Source organism: Rhizobium sp. Root1204, assembly GCF_001424965.1.
In the GTDB taxonomy this organism is placed as follows: Bacteria; Pseudomonadota; Alphaproteobacteria; order Rhizobiales; family Rhizobiaceae; genus Pararhizobium.
This window is the reverse complement of the sequence record NZ_LMCZ01000012.1, coordinates 239,404-254,681: the sequence shown is the minus strand read 5'-3', so window position 1 is coordinate 254,681 and position 15,278 is coordinate 239,404. Positions and strand designations below refer to the sequence as shown.

Annotated in this window: 13 protein-coding genes; 7 read left to right on the top strand and 6 right to left on the bottom strand. The window is 61.0% G+C overall.

Annotated features, from left to right (window positions below; genetic code table 11):
* Positions 1-22: 22 nt before the first annotated feature.
* Positions 23-277 carry a type II toxin-antitoxin system HicA family toxin gene (locus ASC96_RS14335; RefSeq protein ID WP_060503718.1) on the top strand — a complete coding sequence of 85 codons (255 nt, stop codon included), beginning with the start codon at positions 23-25 and terminating at the stop codon, positions 275-277.
* Complete coding sequence (locus ASC96_RS14330) at positions 274-615, top strand: type II toxin-antitoxin system HicB family antitoxin (RefSeq protein WP_060503717.1); 342 nt, start codon at positions 274-276, stop codon at positions 613-615. The genes ASC96_RS14335 and ASC96_RS14330 overlap by 4 nt, the downstream gene beginning before the upstream one ends.
* An 85-nt stretch (positions 616-700) precedes the next feature.
* Here ASC96_RS14330 and ASC96_RS14325 read toward each other — a convergent pair whose 3' ends face one another.
* On the bottom strand, positions 701-1,204 hold the full coding sequence (locus tag ASC96_RS14325) for a GNAT family N-acetyltransferase (protein ID WP_060503716.1): 504 nt from the start codon (positions 1,202-1,204) through the stop codon (positions 701-703).
* Between the two features lie 375 nt (positions 1,205-1,579).
* Between ASC96_RS14325 and bla the strand changes: the two genes are divergently transcribed.
* The 3 genes from bla to dmeF all read left to right on the top strand — a co-directional run bounded on the left by bla (position 1,580) and on the right by dmeF (position 4,209).
* On the top strand, positions 1,580-2,464 hold the full coding sequence (gene bla / locus ASC96_RS14320; RefSeq protein WP_060503715.1) for a class A beta-lactamase: 885 nt from the start codon (positions 1,580-1,582) through the stop codon (positions 2,462-2,464).
* A 408-nt stretch (positions 2,465-2,872) separates the two neighbouring features.
* Positions 2,873-3,145, top strand: a complete 273-nt coding sequence (gene dmeR / locus ASC96_RS14315) for a Ni(II)/Co(II)-sensing transcriptional repressor DmeR (RefSeq protein WP_060503714.1) — start codon at positions 2,873-2,875, stop codon at positions 3,143-3,145.
* A gap of 32 nt (positions 3,146-3,177) precedes the next feature.
* Positions 3,178-4,209, top strand: a complete 1,032-nt coding sequence (gene dmeF, locus ASC96_RS14310; RefSeq protein ID WP_060503713.1) for a CDF family Co(II)/Ni(II) efflux transporter DmeF — start codon at positions 3,178-3,180, stop codon at positions 4,207-4,209.
* A 127-nt stretch (positions 4,210-4,336) separates the two neighbouring features.
* On the opposite strand, the gene ASC96_RS14305 is transcribed toward dmeF, so the two are convergent.
* Positions 4,337-6,679 carry a glucose/quinate/shikimate family membrane-bound PQQ-dependent dehydrogenase gene (locus tag ASC96_RS14305; protein ID WP_060503712.1) on the bottom strand — a complete coding sequence of 781 codons (2,343 nt, stop codon included), beginning with the start codon at positions 6,677-6,679 and terminating at the stop codon, positions 4,337-4,339.
* Between the two features lie 356 nt (positions 6,680-7,035).
* Here ASC96_RS14305 and ASC96_RS14300 point away from each other — a divergent pair, with 356 nt between their 5' ends.
* A complete protein-coding gene (locus ASC96_RS14300; protein ID WP_060503711.1) occupies positions 7,036-7,275 on the top strand; it encodes a hypothetical protein in 240 nt (79 codons plus the stop codon).
* A 312-nt stretch (positions 7,276-7,587) separates the two neighbouring features.
* Here ASC96_RS14300 and ASC96_RS14295 read toward each other — a convergent pair whose 3' ends face one another.
* The 3 genes from ASC96_RS14295 to ASC96_RS14285 form a co-directional block, all read right to left on the bottom strand.
* Positions 7,588-9,093: a protein adenylyltransferase SelO gene (locus tag ASC96_RS14295; RefSeq protein ID WP_060503710.1), complete on the bottom strand. Its 1,506-nt coding sequence runs from the start codon at positions 9,091-9,093 to the stop codon at positions 7,588-7,590.
* Between the two features lie 110 nt (positions 9,094-9,203).
* Complete coding sequence (locus ASC96_RS14290) at positions 9,204-9,668, bottom strand: hypothetical protein (RefSeq protein WP_060503709.1); 465 nt, start codon at positions 9,666-9,668, stop codon at positions 9,204-9,206.
* Positions 9,669-9,749: 81 nt separating this feature from the next.
* Positions 9,750-11,843: a S9 family peptidase gene (locus ASC96_RS14285; RefSeq protein ID WP_060503708.1), complete on the bottom strand. Its 2,094-nt coding sequence runs from the start codon at positions 11,841-11,843 to the stop codon at positions 9,750-9,752.
* A gap of 309 nt (positions 11,844-12,152) precedes the next feature.
* On the opposite strand from ASC96_RS14285, the gene ASC96_RS14280 reads away from it, so the two are divergent.
* Positions 12,153-14,078, top strand: coding sequence for a methyl-accepting chemotaxis protein (locus ASC96_RS14280; protein ID WP_060503707.1), 1,926 nt, complete (start codon positions 12,153-12,155; stop codon positions 14,076-14,078).
* Positions 14,079-14,191: 113 nt separating this feature from the next.
* Here the strand turns inward: ASC96_RS14280 and ASC96_RS14275 are convergent, their stop codons facing one another.
* Positions 14,192-14,974: an alpha/beta hydrolase gene (locus ASC96_RS14275; RefSeq protein ID WP_060503706.1), complete on the bottom strand. Its 783-nt coding sequence runs from the start codon at positions 14,972-14,974 to the stop codon at positions 14,192-14,194.
* Between the last annotated feature and the right edge of the window lie 304 nt (positions 14,975-15,278).

Below are 15,278 nucleotides of genomic sequence, written 5' to 3'. Positions count from 1 at the left end.
TATCAGATAGTAGAATGCTAGCATGAACAGCAAGCATAGGAAAACGCTTGCCGCGATCTTCAAGGAGCCTGTGTCCGGAACGATCGATTGGGCCGATATCGAAAGCCTGCTTCTGGCGGCTGGGTGTACTCTGATCGAAGGTAACGGTTCGCGCGTCAGGTTTTCTTTCGCAAGCGAGGTGGAGAGTTTCCATCGTCCGCATCCGGCGAAAGAAGCAAAGCGCTATCAGGTTCGGGCGGCGCGGGACTTTCTGCTGCGTCTAGGAGTAAGACCATGAACATCATGTCCTACAAGGGTTACGCAGCGCGGATCGACTATGACGCGGAAGACGAAGTCTTTTTCGGCCGTATCGCAGGCATTACCGATGGCGTCGGGTTTCATGCCGATACGGTTGCCGATCTGAAGGCGGCGTTCCACGAGGCTGTCGATGACTATATCGACACCTGCGCGAAGATCGGCAAGGATCCGCAAAAATCGTATTCCGGCAAGATGATGTTTCGCGTTGACCCGGATGTGCATGCCCAGGCCGCCAAGGCGGCGGAACTGTCGGGAAAGAGCCTCAACCAATGGGCAGCCGAAGTGCTGGCAAAAGCAGCGGCGGCAAAAGCGGCATAAAGGCTGTTTCCGTCCCTGAAGGGCCAAGGCGCGCCCTTGCGAACGCGCCCATCGCCATAATGCTGCTGCCTTGAAATGACCCGCCTCAGGCGAGTGTCTGCAGATAGCGCATGCCGGTCACCGGGCCGGGCGTGAAGTTTTCCGATTCGTAGAAACGATGTGCCTGGAAATTGCCGGTGGCGGCACTGACCGAGAGATAGGTGGCGCCGGCCATTCGGGCCTGTTCGCGGGCCTTGGCGACCAGATGACGGCCGATGCCGGTGCCGCGATGGGCCGGGCGGACGTAGAGATGGTGCAGTTCCATGCCGCGCGCACCCTGCTGGGCACGGTAGAGCGGCACGAGAATGGCGTAGCCGATCAGTTCGCCAGCGGCCTCGGCGACAAGCGCGGTGATCCAGGGCATGCGGCCGAACAGGTCACGCTCGAGATTTTCCGGGGTCACAGCGGCGGCATCGCCATGATGGGCGGCAAGCTCGGTGATCAGTTCGCGCAGGGCAGGCAGGTCGCGCTGCTTGGCGGTACGGATCGTGACCATCGGCGCGCGTGTGGCGGGATGGAGAAGGGATGTCGGAGTGGCAGTCTGCAGCATTTCAAGGCTCCTTATGGCTTTTGCGCCATCAGGTGCCATCCAAAAACAAAAGCCGCCTGATGGCGGCTTGTTGAACGAGATCAGACAGCCGCACCTATGGGAGCAGCGTAAAATACCAACGGGCGATGTTCGCGGTTCTGATCATGGCGGGCAATGTCGCCTTTTTCGACGAAATGTCAACGGGAATTCTCGGGCCTGTTAATTTTTAAGGCTGAAACAAGATTCTGAACGGCCATGTTTCCGGCCAAGACCGGCCACAATCGCTGCCTACCCATTGGCTCAAGCGCACAGTATCTGGTTGAGGGATGGCTAATATTCGTCATTCTGATCAAGATGTTGGTCCGTCAGCGCAGTCATCCACGGAGACCCTATCGCATGTCGTTCACGTTCAATCGCCGGTCCTTCATCATCGGCTCCGGCCTGCTTCTTCCCAGCATCGGTTTTGCGCCAAATCTGGTCCTTGCTGCGAGCAATGACATCGAACAGCAGTTGACCGCGCTGGAAAAACGCACCGGCGGCCGCCTCGGCGTCTATGTCCTCGACACGAAAACCAAGGCGTCCTTTGCCCACCGGCCGGATGAACGCTTTGCCATGTGCTCGACCTTCAAGGCGCTGGCCGCTGCCTTCGCACTGGCGCGTGCCGATAAGGTCGAAGAAAAGCTCGACCGGCGGATTCCGATCTCGAAAAAACATCTTCTGTCCTATTCACCGATCGTGGAAAAACATGTCGGCGGCGGTATGACGGTGCGCGAACTGTGCGATGCAACGGTCCGTTACAGCGACAATGCCGCCGGCAACCTGCTTCTGGCGAGCTTTGGTGGTCCGAAGGGGCTGACGGACTGGCTGCGCTCGATCGGCGATGAGACCACCCGTCTCGACCGGATCGAGCCGGAACTCAACGAGGCAAAGATCGGCGATCCGCGCGACACGACGTCACCAAAGGCGATGACGGAGACGCTCGGCAAGCTTCTGATCGGGGACGTGCTTTCACCCGCATCGCGCGATCAGTTTTCTGCCTGGCTCGTCGCCAATACGACAGGCGACCGGCGCTTGCGGGCAGGGCTCCCGAAGGACTGGACCATCGGTGAAAAAACCGGCACCAGCGGCCGCGGCGAGGCCGGCGATATCGGCTTCATGCGTCCCGCTGAAGGCCACACGATTCTTGCCTCGGTCTATATCGCCGAAGGCACGAAACCGACCAAGGAGCTTGAGCCGGTGTTTGCCGAAGTCGGCAAGCTGATCGCTGGGATGGTGGCTTAAACACTTGCCGGTTTTGAAAATTGCGTGTGGCCGTTTGAGGAGACCAAGCGCACTTCCAACCGCCGTCATCTCTGTGTTCGTCACAGAGATCCAGCCAGCCCAAGTCTTTGGGTTGAAAGAGTCTTTTGACCCGAGGGACGTCGGGTCACTGGATTCCCGCCACTAGGCGAGGATGGCGGAGGGTGAGGGCGCTTCCTCTAGTCCATCTTTCCCAGCCGCGCATCGGGCCGGCCAGGGTTTTAGCAACCCGCATAGATCGCCCTCTCCACGTCGTAGGCCATGATCCCGCACGCCCCGTCACACCAGCATGGACGGGCAGGTGCGCTTCGCTCCGCCGCTCTGCGTCGTCCGGAGGGCTTTTCTTTCATGGGAGTATAGTATACCCCACTATCCTATATTGAGGTGCTGATGTCCCATACCGTTCGTGAAAAACCAAAACTGCTGGCGCGGGTACGCCGCCTGAAGGGGCAGCTTGAAGCTGTCGAGCGGGCGCTGGAGGTGGAGACGCCCTGTGGCGATATCCTGCAGCTGCTGTCCTCCATTCGTGGCGCGCTGAACGGGCTGACCGGTGAGGTGATGGAAGATCACCTGCGCGAGCATGTGCTTCTGGCGGAAAGTGATGTCGAGCGCGCCCGGGCCGTCGATGAACTCTCCGCTGTCTTGAGAACTTACGTGCGCTGAGCCGCAGCCGCTGACCTTGAAAGGATAGGCCCGTGCCGACAGAAAATCTGGTTCACGAACATGTCTTTCTGGGCGCCGGTCATCGGCGCAACGAACGCCGCGTCTGGCTGGTCATTGCGCTGACCGCAACGATGATGGCGGCGGAAATCATCGCTGGCAATCTTTACGGATCGATGGCGCTGGTCGCCGATGGTTTGCACATGTCCACCCATGCGGGCGCCATGCTGATCACGGCGCTCGCCTACCTCTACGCACGGCGCCAGGCCCGCAATCCACGCTTCACCTTCGGCACCGGCAAGCTTGGCGATCTCGCCGGTTTCGCCAGCGCCATTGTCCTTGCGTTGATCGCCCTTCTGATCGGCTGGGAAAGCCTGCTGCGCCTCGCCAACCCCGTCCAGATCAGCTTTTCGCAGGCGATTGCCGTTGCGGTGATCGGTCTGGCGGTCAATCTCGTCTCGGCTTTCTTGCTCAAGGATGACCACGATCATCTGGGGCACTCGCATGGCGGACATTCCCATGGTGGTCACGCGCATCATTCGCACCATCATGAAGCCCAACCGGCGGGCGGACACCATGATCACGGCCATTCTGGCCATAGCTACGAGGGGCATGCCCACCATGGCCATGCGGCGCCCGGCACCGATAACAATCTGCGGTCCGCCTATCTGCATGTGATGGCTGACGCGTTGACCTCGGTACTCGCCATTCTCGCCCTTCTGGCGGGCAGCATCTATGGCTGGCTCTGGCTCGATCCGGCCATGGGCATTGTCGGCGCGCTGGTTATCGCCCACTGGTCCTATGGTCTCATCCGCCAGACGGGCCTCATTCTCGTCGATGCGACCGATACCGTGACGGAACTGCAGACGGAAATCCGCGAAAGGATCGAAACGCCGCAGGAAAAAATCACCGATCTGCATGTCTGGCAGGTCGGCCCCGGCCACAACGCCGCCATCGTCGCCATCGCCACGGCCAACCCGCACCCGCCGGCCTTCTACAAGGAAAAGCTGGCCAAGCTCGCTGGCCTGTCGCATCTGACCGTCGAGGTGACGCCGGTCGCGGCGTAGGGTTTATCGGGGTGAAGCCCCTGAACCGCCTCCCAAGGCGGTTCGCTGCAGAATCGTTTGGCAGCACTGACCACACAGAAAAGCCGGCAGGTCGCCCCGCCGGCTTTTCCATGTGTTGAAGACTGGACTACTTCGCCAGTTTGTACGCGATCACGTAGTCGCCGGGCTTGGTGCCGACCGAGCCATGGCCGCCGGCGACGATCAGCACGAACTGGGTGCCGTCGTCTGTGGCATAGCTCATCGGGGTCGACTGGCCACCGGCGGGAAGGCGGCCTTCCCACAGCACCTTTCCGGTCGTCAGGTCATAGGCGCGGATAAAGTTGTCGACGGCTGCCCCCAAGAAGGCGACGCCGCCCTTGGTGATCATCGGGCCGCCGATGCCGGGTACGCCGACCTTGAAGGGCAAAGGCAGCGGCGTCATGTCCTGCACGGTGCCGTTCCGGTGCTTGTAGGCGATCTTGCCGGTCTTGAGGTCTGCTCCTGCGACATAGCCCCATGGCGGCGCCTGGCAGGGAATGCCGAGTGGTCCAAGGAATGGCCCCATGAAGACACCGTAAGGTGCGCCGTCATTGCGATTGAGGCCCTGCTCGGACCCTTTCTCATCCTGGCCCTTGGCCGGGATCTGGTCGCGCGGCACCAGTCTCGACGTGAAGGCCAGATAGGTCGGCATGCCGAACATCACCTGCCGTTCCGGATCGACCGCAACGGAGCCCCAGTTGAAGGTGCCGAAATTGCCGGGATAGATCAGGCTGCCCTCCAGCGACGGCGGCGTGTAGCGGCCTTCATATTTCAGCCGCTTGAAGTCGATCCGGCAGGCGAGCTGGTCGAACATCGTCACGCCCCACATGTTCTTGTCCGTCAAAGGTGGCGGCGAGAAAGTGAGATCGGAGATCGGCTGGGTCGGCGCGGTAAAGTCCTCCGCGATGGCGCCGCTCGGCGCCGGGATTTCCTTGACCGGAATGATCGGTTCTCCGGTGCGCCGGTCAAGCACGTAGATATCGCCCTGCTTGGTCGGGCCGACAAGCGCTGGAACCGGCTGGCCGTCCTTGCCGGTAATGTCGAGCAGAACCGGCTGGGCCGGAACGTCCATGTCCCAGAGGTCATGATGCACCGTCTGGCGCACCCAACGGACTGCGCCGCTGGTGATATCCAGCGCCACGATCGAGGACGAGTATTTCTCGACATGCTCCGAACGGCCCATGCCCAGCTGGTCGGGCACCTGGTTGCCGAGCGGGATATAAACGAGGTTCAGCTTGTCGTCATAGCTGAACACCGACCAACTGTTGGGCGAATTGGTCGTGTAGGTCTGGCCTTCCGGCAGCGGCGTCGTCACGTCCGGGTTGCCACTGTCCCAGTTCCAGACCAGGGCGCCGGTATTGACGTCGAAAGCGCGGATGACGCCCGACTGTTCCTGCGTCGAATAGTTGTCGTTGACGGCGCCGCCGATGATGATCTTGCCAGCCGTGATCACCGGTGGCGAGGTAGAATAATAATAACCGGCCGGATTGTATTGCATGCCGGTTTCCAGATGCAGCGTGCCCTTGTCGGCAAAGCTTTCGCAGACCTTGCCATCGGCGGCATCAAGCGCGATCAGGCGTGCATCGGCGGTCGGCAGATAGACCCGTTCGGCGCAGGGGCTGCCGGCAACGGCAGCCGGATCGGCATAATAGCTGACGCCGCGGCAGGTCTGGTGCTGCCGGTCCGGGTTCATGCCGGAATTGGCGTCGAATTTCCATTTTTCCTTGCCGGTCGCGGCGTCGAGCGCGATGGCGAGATTGTGCGGCGTGCACATGTAGAGCGTGTCGCGGATCTTGAGCGGCGTCACCTGATAGGTGGTCTCGCCGACATCGTCCGGCCGTTTCACGTCGCCTGTTTGATATTGCCATGCGACCTGCAGCGTCCCGACATTCTCGGGCGTAATCTGCGCCAGCGGCGAATAACGCTGGCCGTACGGTGTGCGGCCATACTGATGCCATTCGCCATCCGGCACATTGCCACCGAGATCGACCGCGGCCGTTGTGGTGCCGACTGGCAGTTCGCCAGCAAGATCAAGCGGATCCTGTGTCATCGAATAACCGGCAACAACAATCGAGGCGAGAACAGCGAGACCGAGCGGTAGGGCGCTGGCCGGATAGGCTTCGCCTGTCGGGCTGGCAAAGCCGAGGCCACGGCGGATGCCCGGTAGTAACAGCCATAGGCCAAGCAGGATGATGACGCCGCCGCGCGGGCCGAGTTGCCACCAGTCAAAGCCGACTTCCCAGATCGCCCAGACGAGCGTACCGATGATCAGGAGCGCATAGACGGTGAGCGCGGCACCCCGCCGTGCAAGCAGCAGGAAAGCGGTGATGAGGAAGCCGAGACCGGCAATGGCATAATACCAGCTGCCGCCGAGCATGATGAGCCAAAGCCCGCCGCCGCCGAGCCCAAGCCCGATCAGCGCGAAGACGATGGCCGTCAATAAAATCAACATGGATATCTCCCGTTATGGAAAGCCGCGCCGCGCGGCAAGTGCCGCCTGCGGCAGGCATTGGGTCCAACGCCTCTGGGAAAAGGCAGTCCGGTCTCAAGGTTGGCCATCGCGCCGGAGGGAATTTGCGCGGTGATCCTCTGTCGGGTGCGCGGCGGAAAGAGTTTCAATTCGCGCGCGTATCCTGATACATAACGCGGTGCCCCTGCCTTTCAATGGCCACATTTCGGCACAGCCATCAAAATTCGACGTGGCGGCGGGCGGATGACTGACAGCATCCCGCGGGATTTAAAAGGATTTCGGCACGGCCGGGAAATAGGCTAGGTCAACGGCAATGTTGATTCACAACGAGGGTCGAAATGAAGAAACTGCTGATGGTTCTCTTGGTTATGGTGGTGGCCGTGGTGGGGGTGATCGGCGGCCGCTGGCTGCTCTATGTCACCAATACCAGCGACCCGCTCGACGAAGTCGGCATCGAACTCAACAGCCGGATGCCGGAACCCTTGCGCAAATGGGGCTGCGCCCAGCTGAAAACCAATTTCGAAAACCGCCTACCACCGTATGGCTGCGCGGCAATTGGGGGAAGCGGCTGGGAGTGACCGGAAGAACCGCGAACGAGTCTCTCAGACTGTTGAAAAACTCGTCCGCTCACTGTTCGGCAGGCTGCTTGGGAAATAGGCGATTGCTAAATCCTCCGCCATCTCTGTCCTCGGGCTTGACCCGAGGGATGTCACAGAAATCCAGCCAGCCCAAGCCCTTGGGCTGAAGGGCTTTTTGATCCGGCGGACGCCGGGTCGCTGGATCCCCGCCACAAGGGCGAGGATGACGGAGAGTAGGTGCTGCTCTCGCCAGATTATCGTACTCAAAGTTCGTCGGCGATCTACGACCCGCTGATTAAGAGTCAGCTGTTCTCACGTCCCGCAGAACGTCTTCAGCACTTCCTCCGACGGGGCCGGTGGGGCGGTATAGGAGGCGAACTGCGGCTGGTCCGCATAGGGGTTTGCCAGAACGTCGTTCAGCGCTTCGAACAACGAGAAATCGCCGTCGTCTTCCGCCGCACGGATCGCCTGCTCGATGCGGTGGTTGCGCGGAATGAAGGCCGGGTTGACGGCGCGCATTGCCGCTGCCGTCTGCGCATCCGACAGCGGTTCCCGTCCGGTCCTCTCGCGCCAGGCGAAAAGCCAGGCGTCGATATCAGCGGGATTGGCGAAGAGGTCACGCAACGGTCCGTCATGGGCGCTGCTTTCGGCCGCATCGCACAGCCTGCGGAAGGTCAGCGTGAAATCGGCCTCGTTGCGGTGCATGGCGCTCAGCAGCCCCTGAACCAGATCGAGATCACCATCTTCCTCGGTGTGCAGTCCGATCTTCGCCTTCATGCCGGTGAGCCAATGGTTCTGGAACCGCGGCCCATAGCCGGCAATGGCGTCATTGGCGAGATTGACGGCCTCGGATGGTTCGGGATCAAGCAGCGGCAAGAGAGTTTCGGCAAACCGTGCCATGTTCCACTGGCCGATCGCCGGTTGGCTGGCATAGGCGTAACGCCCGCCCCGGTCGATCGAGGAGAAAACCTTGGCCGGATCATAGGCATCGAGAAAGGCACAGGGGCCGAAATCGATGGTTTCGCCGGAAATGGCGCAATTGTCGGTGTTCATCACGCCATGGATGAAGCCGACAGACAGCCAGCGGGCAATCAGCGAGGCCTGCCTCTCGATCACGGCTTCGAGCAGCGCCGGATAGGGCCGCTCATGACCTTTGATTTCGGGATAATGTCTGTCGATGACATAATCTGCCAGAACCTTCAGCCCCTCGGTGTCGCCGCGTGCCGCCAGGAACTGGAACGTGCCGACGCGGATATGGCTGGCCGCGACGCGGGTGATGACGCCACCCGGCAGAACGCGGTCGCGGTAGACCGGCTCGCCGGTGACGACGGCCGCCAGCGCCCGGGTCGCGGGAATGCCGAGTGCAAACATCGCCTCGCTGACGATATATTCGCGCAGCACCGGGCCAAGGGCTGCGCGCCCGTCACCGCGGCGGGAATACGGCGTCTTGCCCGCACCCTTCAGCTGGATATCGCTGCGCCTGCCGTGGGTATCGATGACTTCGCCAAGCAGGATCGCCCGCCCGTCGCCGAGCAGCGGTACGAACTGACCGAACTGATGCCCGGCATAGGCCATGCCCAGCGGCTCGGCGCCCTCGGGAATGGTGTTGCCTGAAAAGATCGCCGCCCCGTCGCGCTCCAGCGCTTCGGCGTCAAGGCCAAGCTCAAGCGCCAGTGGCCGATTGAACTTGATCAGCCATGGCTCGGAAACGGGCGTCGGATTGGCCGCCGCATGGAAATGCGCCGGCAGCCGGGCATAGCTGTTGTCGAAGGCAATGGGTGCGGCGCCGGCCGCTTTTTCGTGCGCAGATAATGTCATGCGGCTAAGGTAAGAGCAGGGCGGGTCTGCGGCAAGGGCGTTCGAGCGGCAGGAGGAGAAGGCCCGCTGACACGATTACCCCTGCAGGTGGCCAGCCGGACAGCAAGCCATCACGCCTTGATAAAATCAGCTCCAGCCGCCTCGGCCTGCGCCGTGCCACCATCCTGAGGGATTTCCAGCTGGCGCTTGATCGCTTCCTTGATTTCCGCCTCGATTGCCGCGCGAGCGTCAGCGTCCATGGCGGCAATATCTTCCTCCGTCAAATCCTTGTCGGCGAGGATTTGCGCCCGGATCTTTTCGGCCAGCGACATTTTCGACCAGTCCATGAATTCGTCGGCCGGGCTGTCTTTCGGCGCTGCCGCCACGGCGCCACCTTCCAGCTTGTCGGCCATCGACAGCCAGAGAGCGGAAGACAAAGATGCGGAGGAGCCTGACGAGCCGATCGAAACGGTCGGCGCCTGTGTGCGCTCATTACCGCCGCCGCCATCGATGTTGAGCGCTAGGCCGGAGGACGCCGCGCCCTGGTTGCCATTCTGCGGGCGGTAGTAGTTGCTGATGCTGTCACCGATCTTCATGGCCAATCTCCCTGCAAGGTTGCAGGGAGATTTATTCTTTGGGGCATGTGCCGGGCTTGCCAAAGTCCGCGGTAGGACGGGTTACATCTTCCCCGCCACCTTGATCGCAAACGCATATTCGAACGCGATTTCCTCCAGCCGCTGGAAGCGGCCGGAGGCGCCGCCGTGGCCGGCATCCATGTTGGTCTTCATCAGGATCGGCTCGGAGCCGGTGGTTTTTTCGCGCAGCTTGGCCACCCATTTGGCCGGTTCCCAATAGGTGACGCGCGGGTCGGTGAGGCCGCCCAGCGCCAGGATCGCCGGATAGGGCTTTTCCGAGACGTTGTCGTAAGGGGAGTAGGCTGCCATGCGCTCATAAGCGTCCTTGGAAGCAATCGGGTTGCCCCATTCCGGCCATTCTGGCGGCGTCAAGGGCAGCGTGTCGTCGAGCATGGTGTTCAAGACATCGACGAAGGGGACAGCGGCGATGACGCCCTTGAATTTCTCCGGCGCCATATTGGCGATTGCTCCCATCAGCATGCCGCCGGCCGATCCGCCCTCGGCGATGATGTTGGCGTAGGACGTGAACTTCTGTTGATTCAGATAGTCGGCCGCCGCTATGAAGTCCTTGAAGGTATTGGCCTTCTTCTCCATCTTGCCGTCTTCGTACCATTGAAAACCCTTGTCCTTGCCGCCGCGGATATGGGCGATGGCATAGACGAAGCCCCGGTCCACCAGGGACAGGCAATTGGTGTTGAACGAGGCCGGAATGGCAATGCCATAGGCGCCGTAGCCATAGAGCAGGCAGGGGGCGGAGCCGTCGAGGGGTGTGTCCTTGCGGTAGAGCAGGGTGACCGGTACTTCGGCGCCGTCGGAGGCTGGTGCCATGACGCGGCGGGTGATGTAGTCGCCGGGATTGTGGCCCGATGGCACTTCCTGCGTCTTCAGCAGTGTCCGTTCGCGCGTCACCATGTTGTAATCGTAGAGCTGGTTCGGCGTGGTCATCGACGAATAGGAAAAGCGGATGACGTCGGTATCGTATTCGGCGGCACCCTGCAGACCGAGCGAGAAGGCCTCTTCGGCAAAGGCGATTGCATGTTCCTCGCCGGTGCGGCGGTCGCGGATCTTGATCTGCGGCAGACCACCCTCGCGCTCCAGCCAGACGAGATGGCGGGCATAGGCGCCATGCGAGATGATCAGCCGTCCGGCGGTGTGCGGCACCACGTCGGTCCAGTTCTCTCGATTCGGATTGTCAACCGGCGCCTGCATGATCTTGAAATCCTTGGCGCCGTCGGCGTTGGTCAGGATGTAGAAGACATCGCCGCCCTCCGAGAGCGAATATTCAAGACCGGTTTCGCGCGCCGCCACCAGCTTCGGTTTACCCAAGAGATCAGAGGTCCGAAGCAGCCAGTATTCGCTGGTCTCGTGGTCATGGATGTCGATGTAGATGAAATCGTCGAGCATCGAGCCGCCGACACCCATGAAGAAGCCCGGGTCCTCTTCCTCGTAGACCAGCCGGTCATCGCTCTGTGGCGTGCCGACGATGTGATGGAAGATCTTTGATGGGCGATGATTGTCGTCGAGAACCGTGTAAAAGAAGCTCTTGCCATCCGGTGCCCAGGCGCCGCCGCCGCCGGTGTTTTCGATGACATCGGCAAGGTCCTCGCCGGTCGCAAGGTCACGGACGCGCAGCGTATAATATTCCGAGCCCTTGTCGTCGTAGCTCCACAGGCCCCGGCTGTGATCGGTCGAGTGATCGACGCCGCCCAGCCGGAAATAGGCCTTGCCCTCGGCTTCCTTGTCGCCGTTGAGAAGCACGCTGCGTTCGCCGCCGTCACGTGGTGTGCGGAAGAAGGAGGGCTGTTCGCCACCGGTAACGTAGAACGTGCCATAGGCAAACGGCCCGTCTTTCATCGGAACCGAGCTGTCATCTTCCTTGATGCGGCCCTTCATCTCGGCAAACAGCGTCTTCTGCAGGGCTTCGGTATCGGCCATCGCCGCCTTCATGTAGGTGTTTTCGGCCTCCAGATGCTGACGGATTGCTGGGTCGAGGATCGAGGGGTCCTTGAACATCGCCTGCCAGTTATCGGCGCGCAGCCAGGCATAGTCGTCCGTCCTGGTAATGCCATGGCGGGTATCCGTGACTGGCTTTTTCGGCGCGGCGGGAGCAGGCGGCAGGTTCTTGAAGATGGACAAGGAAATCTCCGGGGATGCGAGGGGTCTGTGTCCGAGATAGAGACCGGCCGGGCAAGGTTCAAGCTGAAACTCGTCCTGGCCTTGGCCGAGGCAGGCAACTTGAGGTGGCAGTGAACGGTTCCGGTGCGATTGCTCGTGTTTATGAGGCCGCTGCAACGTCTTGATTGCCAGCTTTAACTTGGTGTTAGCGCAATTACTTCAGATTGCGCTCCGGCGCGATGTCCCTGCTGCGCTTTGCCAGAGGCATCATGCCTCGCTTTTCCATTTTTTCGTTCAGCGCGCGGTCAATTGCCCAGCCGGAGTTCCGACATGAGTTTTCGCAATCTTTCCATTCTTCTGAAGATAAGCCTGGTCATGGCTGTCATGATCCTGTCCTCCGTGGTTATCGCCGCCGTCGGAGCAAGAGGGGTCGTGTCCCTCGAAAACACGCTTACCTCCGTCGGAATGAAGGAAGAGGTTGCTCGCGAGGCGATGGATCTGCGCGTTGATGTCATCGCCATCAGCCGTATGACCTACCAGCTCGCCCTGAAACCGGGCGGAGCCGAGGAATTCCGCACTGAGGCCGAGACCCGTGCCAAGGAAATGCTGGGACGCCTGCCCAAGATCGAGGTAGGAGCGGATGAGACGCAGGTTCTGCTGCTGCAGGCTATTCGCGGTGCGCTCGAGAGCTATTTCACCGATATCCGTGGCATGATCGACCATGCACAGGCCAATCCCAACGATGCGGCCAGCATCCGCGGCTTGCTGGACCAGGTTCTTTATGCGCAAAAGGCCGTGACGGTCGCCGTCAAGGAATACAGCACCTATTCCGGCAACGCGCTGGCGGCTGCCCGTGCTGATGCACTGGAGTCCTCCCGCACGGCGCTGATGATCGGCCTCGGCATTGCTGCAGCCTGCATTCTCGCCGGTGCCGTGATCGGTCTGCTGGTCGCGCGCCGCGGCATTGCCGCCCCCGTTCGCGATCTGACCGCCGCGATGAGCTGTCTTGCCGAAGGCAATCTTGACAGCGCCGGCACCGATGCCACCCGCAAGGACGAGATCGGCGAAATGGCTCGAGCCGTCGAAGTGTTCCGCCGCAACGCATTGGCGATGCGCGATATGAAGGCGCAGGAAGCAGCCTTGAATGCGCTCAGCAGCGAGTTGCAGTCGAGCATCAGCGCTGTTGTTGCAGCGGCGGTCGCCGGCGATTTCACCGGCCGTATCGGCAAGGATTACCAGAACGACGACCTCAACCGTTTTGCCGGCAGCGTCAACGAACTGGTTGGCAGTATCGATCTTGCCGTCAATGAAGTGCGCCGCGTCATCGCAGCGCTTGCCGATGCCGATCTGTCGGAAAGCATGGAAGGCCATTTCCAGGGCGCATTCGCCGAGTTGCAGCAGAACGTCAACGCCACGATGGTGACGCTCCGCTCGACCATGAACAATGTGCGCGGTGCCGCCGGCACCATCAAGGACAGCTCGGCAGAACTCAGCTCCGCCGCCAATGATCTGTCGAAGCGCACCGAGCAGCAGGCCGCAGCGCTTGAGGAAACCGCGGCAGCGCTTGACGAGATCACCGCGACCGTGCGCACCTCCTCGGCACGCGCCATCGAGGCCCGAGACATGGTGCGCGAAACCAAGGAAAGTGCCGGAAAATCCGGCGAGATCGTCCGCAACGCCGTCACCGCCATGAGCCGTATCGAGGGCTCGTCCAGCCGGATCAGCCAGATCATCGGCGTCATCGACGAGATCGCCTTCCAGACCAACCTTCTGGCGCTGAACGCCGGTGTCGAAGCGGCACGCGCAGGCGAGGCCGGCCGCGGCTTTGCTGTCGTTGCCCAGGAAGTTCGCGAACTGGCACAGCGCTCGGCCAATGCCGCCAAGGAGATCAAGACGCTGATCAGGGCCTCGACATCCGAGGTCGAAGGGGGCGTCTCGCTGGTGCGGGCAACCGGTGATGCACTGGTTGAAATCGAAAACCTCGTGCTGCGCGTCAACGATCATGTCGAAAGCATCGCCACTGCCGCACGCGAACAATCAACCGCGCTTGCCGAAATCAACACCTCGGTCAACCACATGGACCAGATGACCCAGAAGAACGCCGCCATGGTCGAGGAAACCACGGCAGCCAGCGAGACACTCGCCGACGAAAGCCGCCAGCTGCAGGCGCTGCTGGCCCGCTTCAAGCTGGAAGAGGAAAACCGCTTCTCGCACAGCCAGCCGGCGCAGCATCAGCGCACACGTTACGCAGCCTGATTTCGGTTTGGTGATTGCGATAAAAATGGGGAGGGCGCCGTGTCCTCCCCAGCCCGTGATGCAAAAGTGGAATACGGCCGGTTCGACCACACGCGTTTAATGTCACCGCGAACCTAAGAAGAATGCGGCACGGCAATCGCATCCATGTAGCCGTCAAGATGGTTCTTCCACAGGGCTGGCTTGAACATCAAGGCATGGCCCATCCGGGCGGCAACGAATTTTCCCTGTCCTCCGGCTGACAGAAACTTTTCGAAATTCCCCCTGCAGTGCGCGATTCGATAATACTGGTCATGACTTCCGTGCAGCCAGAGCGTTGAAATTCCGCTTGGCGCGCCCCGTTCAAAGAGCGCCGGGTTGACACTTTCATGGGCGGGGCAGACTTGGCCGAGCCAGCCACCGTTGAAGTTGATCGCGCCCCGGAAAACATGCGGACGCATGCCCGCATAGGCGATCGAGAGAATGCCGCCGCGTGACACGCCGCCGATGGCAAGCTGGTCCTGGTGCACATCAGACCGCGCACGCAGGTGGCGGACGACAGCATCGATATCTTCGACAGCCCGCTCGAAGCCCGCGATTGCGATTGCAGCGTCGCAAGAATAGCCGGAGCCGTCAAAAGCAAGCCCTTCCCCGTAATTCCCCCCTGATTTTCCTCTTCCCCGGCGCTGCGGAAAGAGAGTCATCCAGCCCCGTTCGACAAAATAGTTTGCCACGACCTGCGGACTGATTGTCCTTGTATAAAAGGATTTATTCTGCCCCCGTCCGGTCGAGCCATGGTTGAAAACAACTGTCGGATAAGGTCCATCATGGTCAGGTTTGGCTGCAACAATTTCCAATTGAGCATCTGCCTCACAGGACGGGATAAAAAACGTTTCAATCTTCACGAGGCCGACCACCATTTCAGTATTTCATCGCATGCGGTGTCATACAGATCTCAACGAAAGCGGCAGTTTTGCAACTGAATTTTGCGGCGTGTTTCACTAGGGGGCCGTTGTGTCCTCCCCTTTGCGTTTCAGCGCTCGCGCTGCCGCCTGCGGCACTCCTTCACCGGCAGCCCACCGTTTCCCCTTGGCTTGCTGTGCGGGTCTCGTCGTGAAGGACTGTTGAGATTCGTCATGGGGTTGCAGAGCAGGGCGCGGGAAACTGGAGGGTACGTCCCGCTCCTTTAGATAAGGCTATACTAAAATATAGACGGCGTTGCCT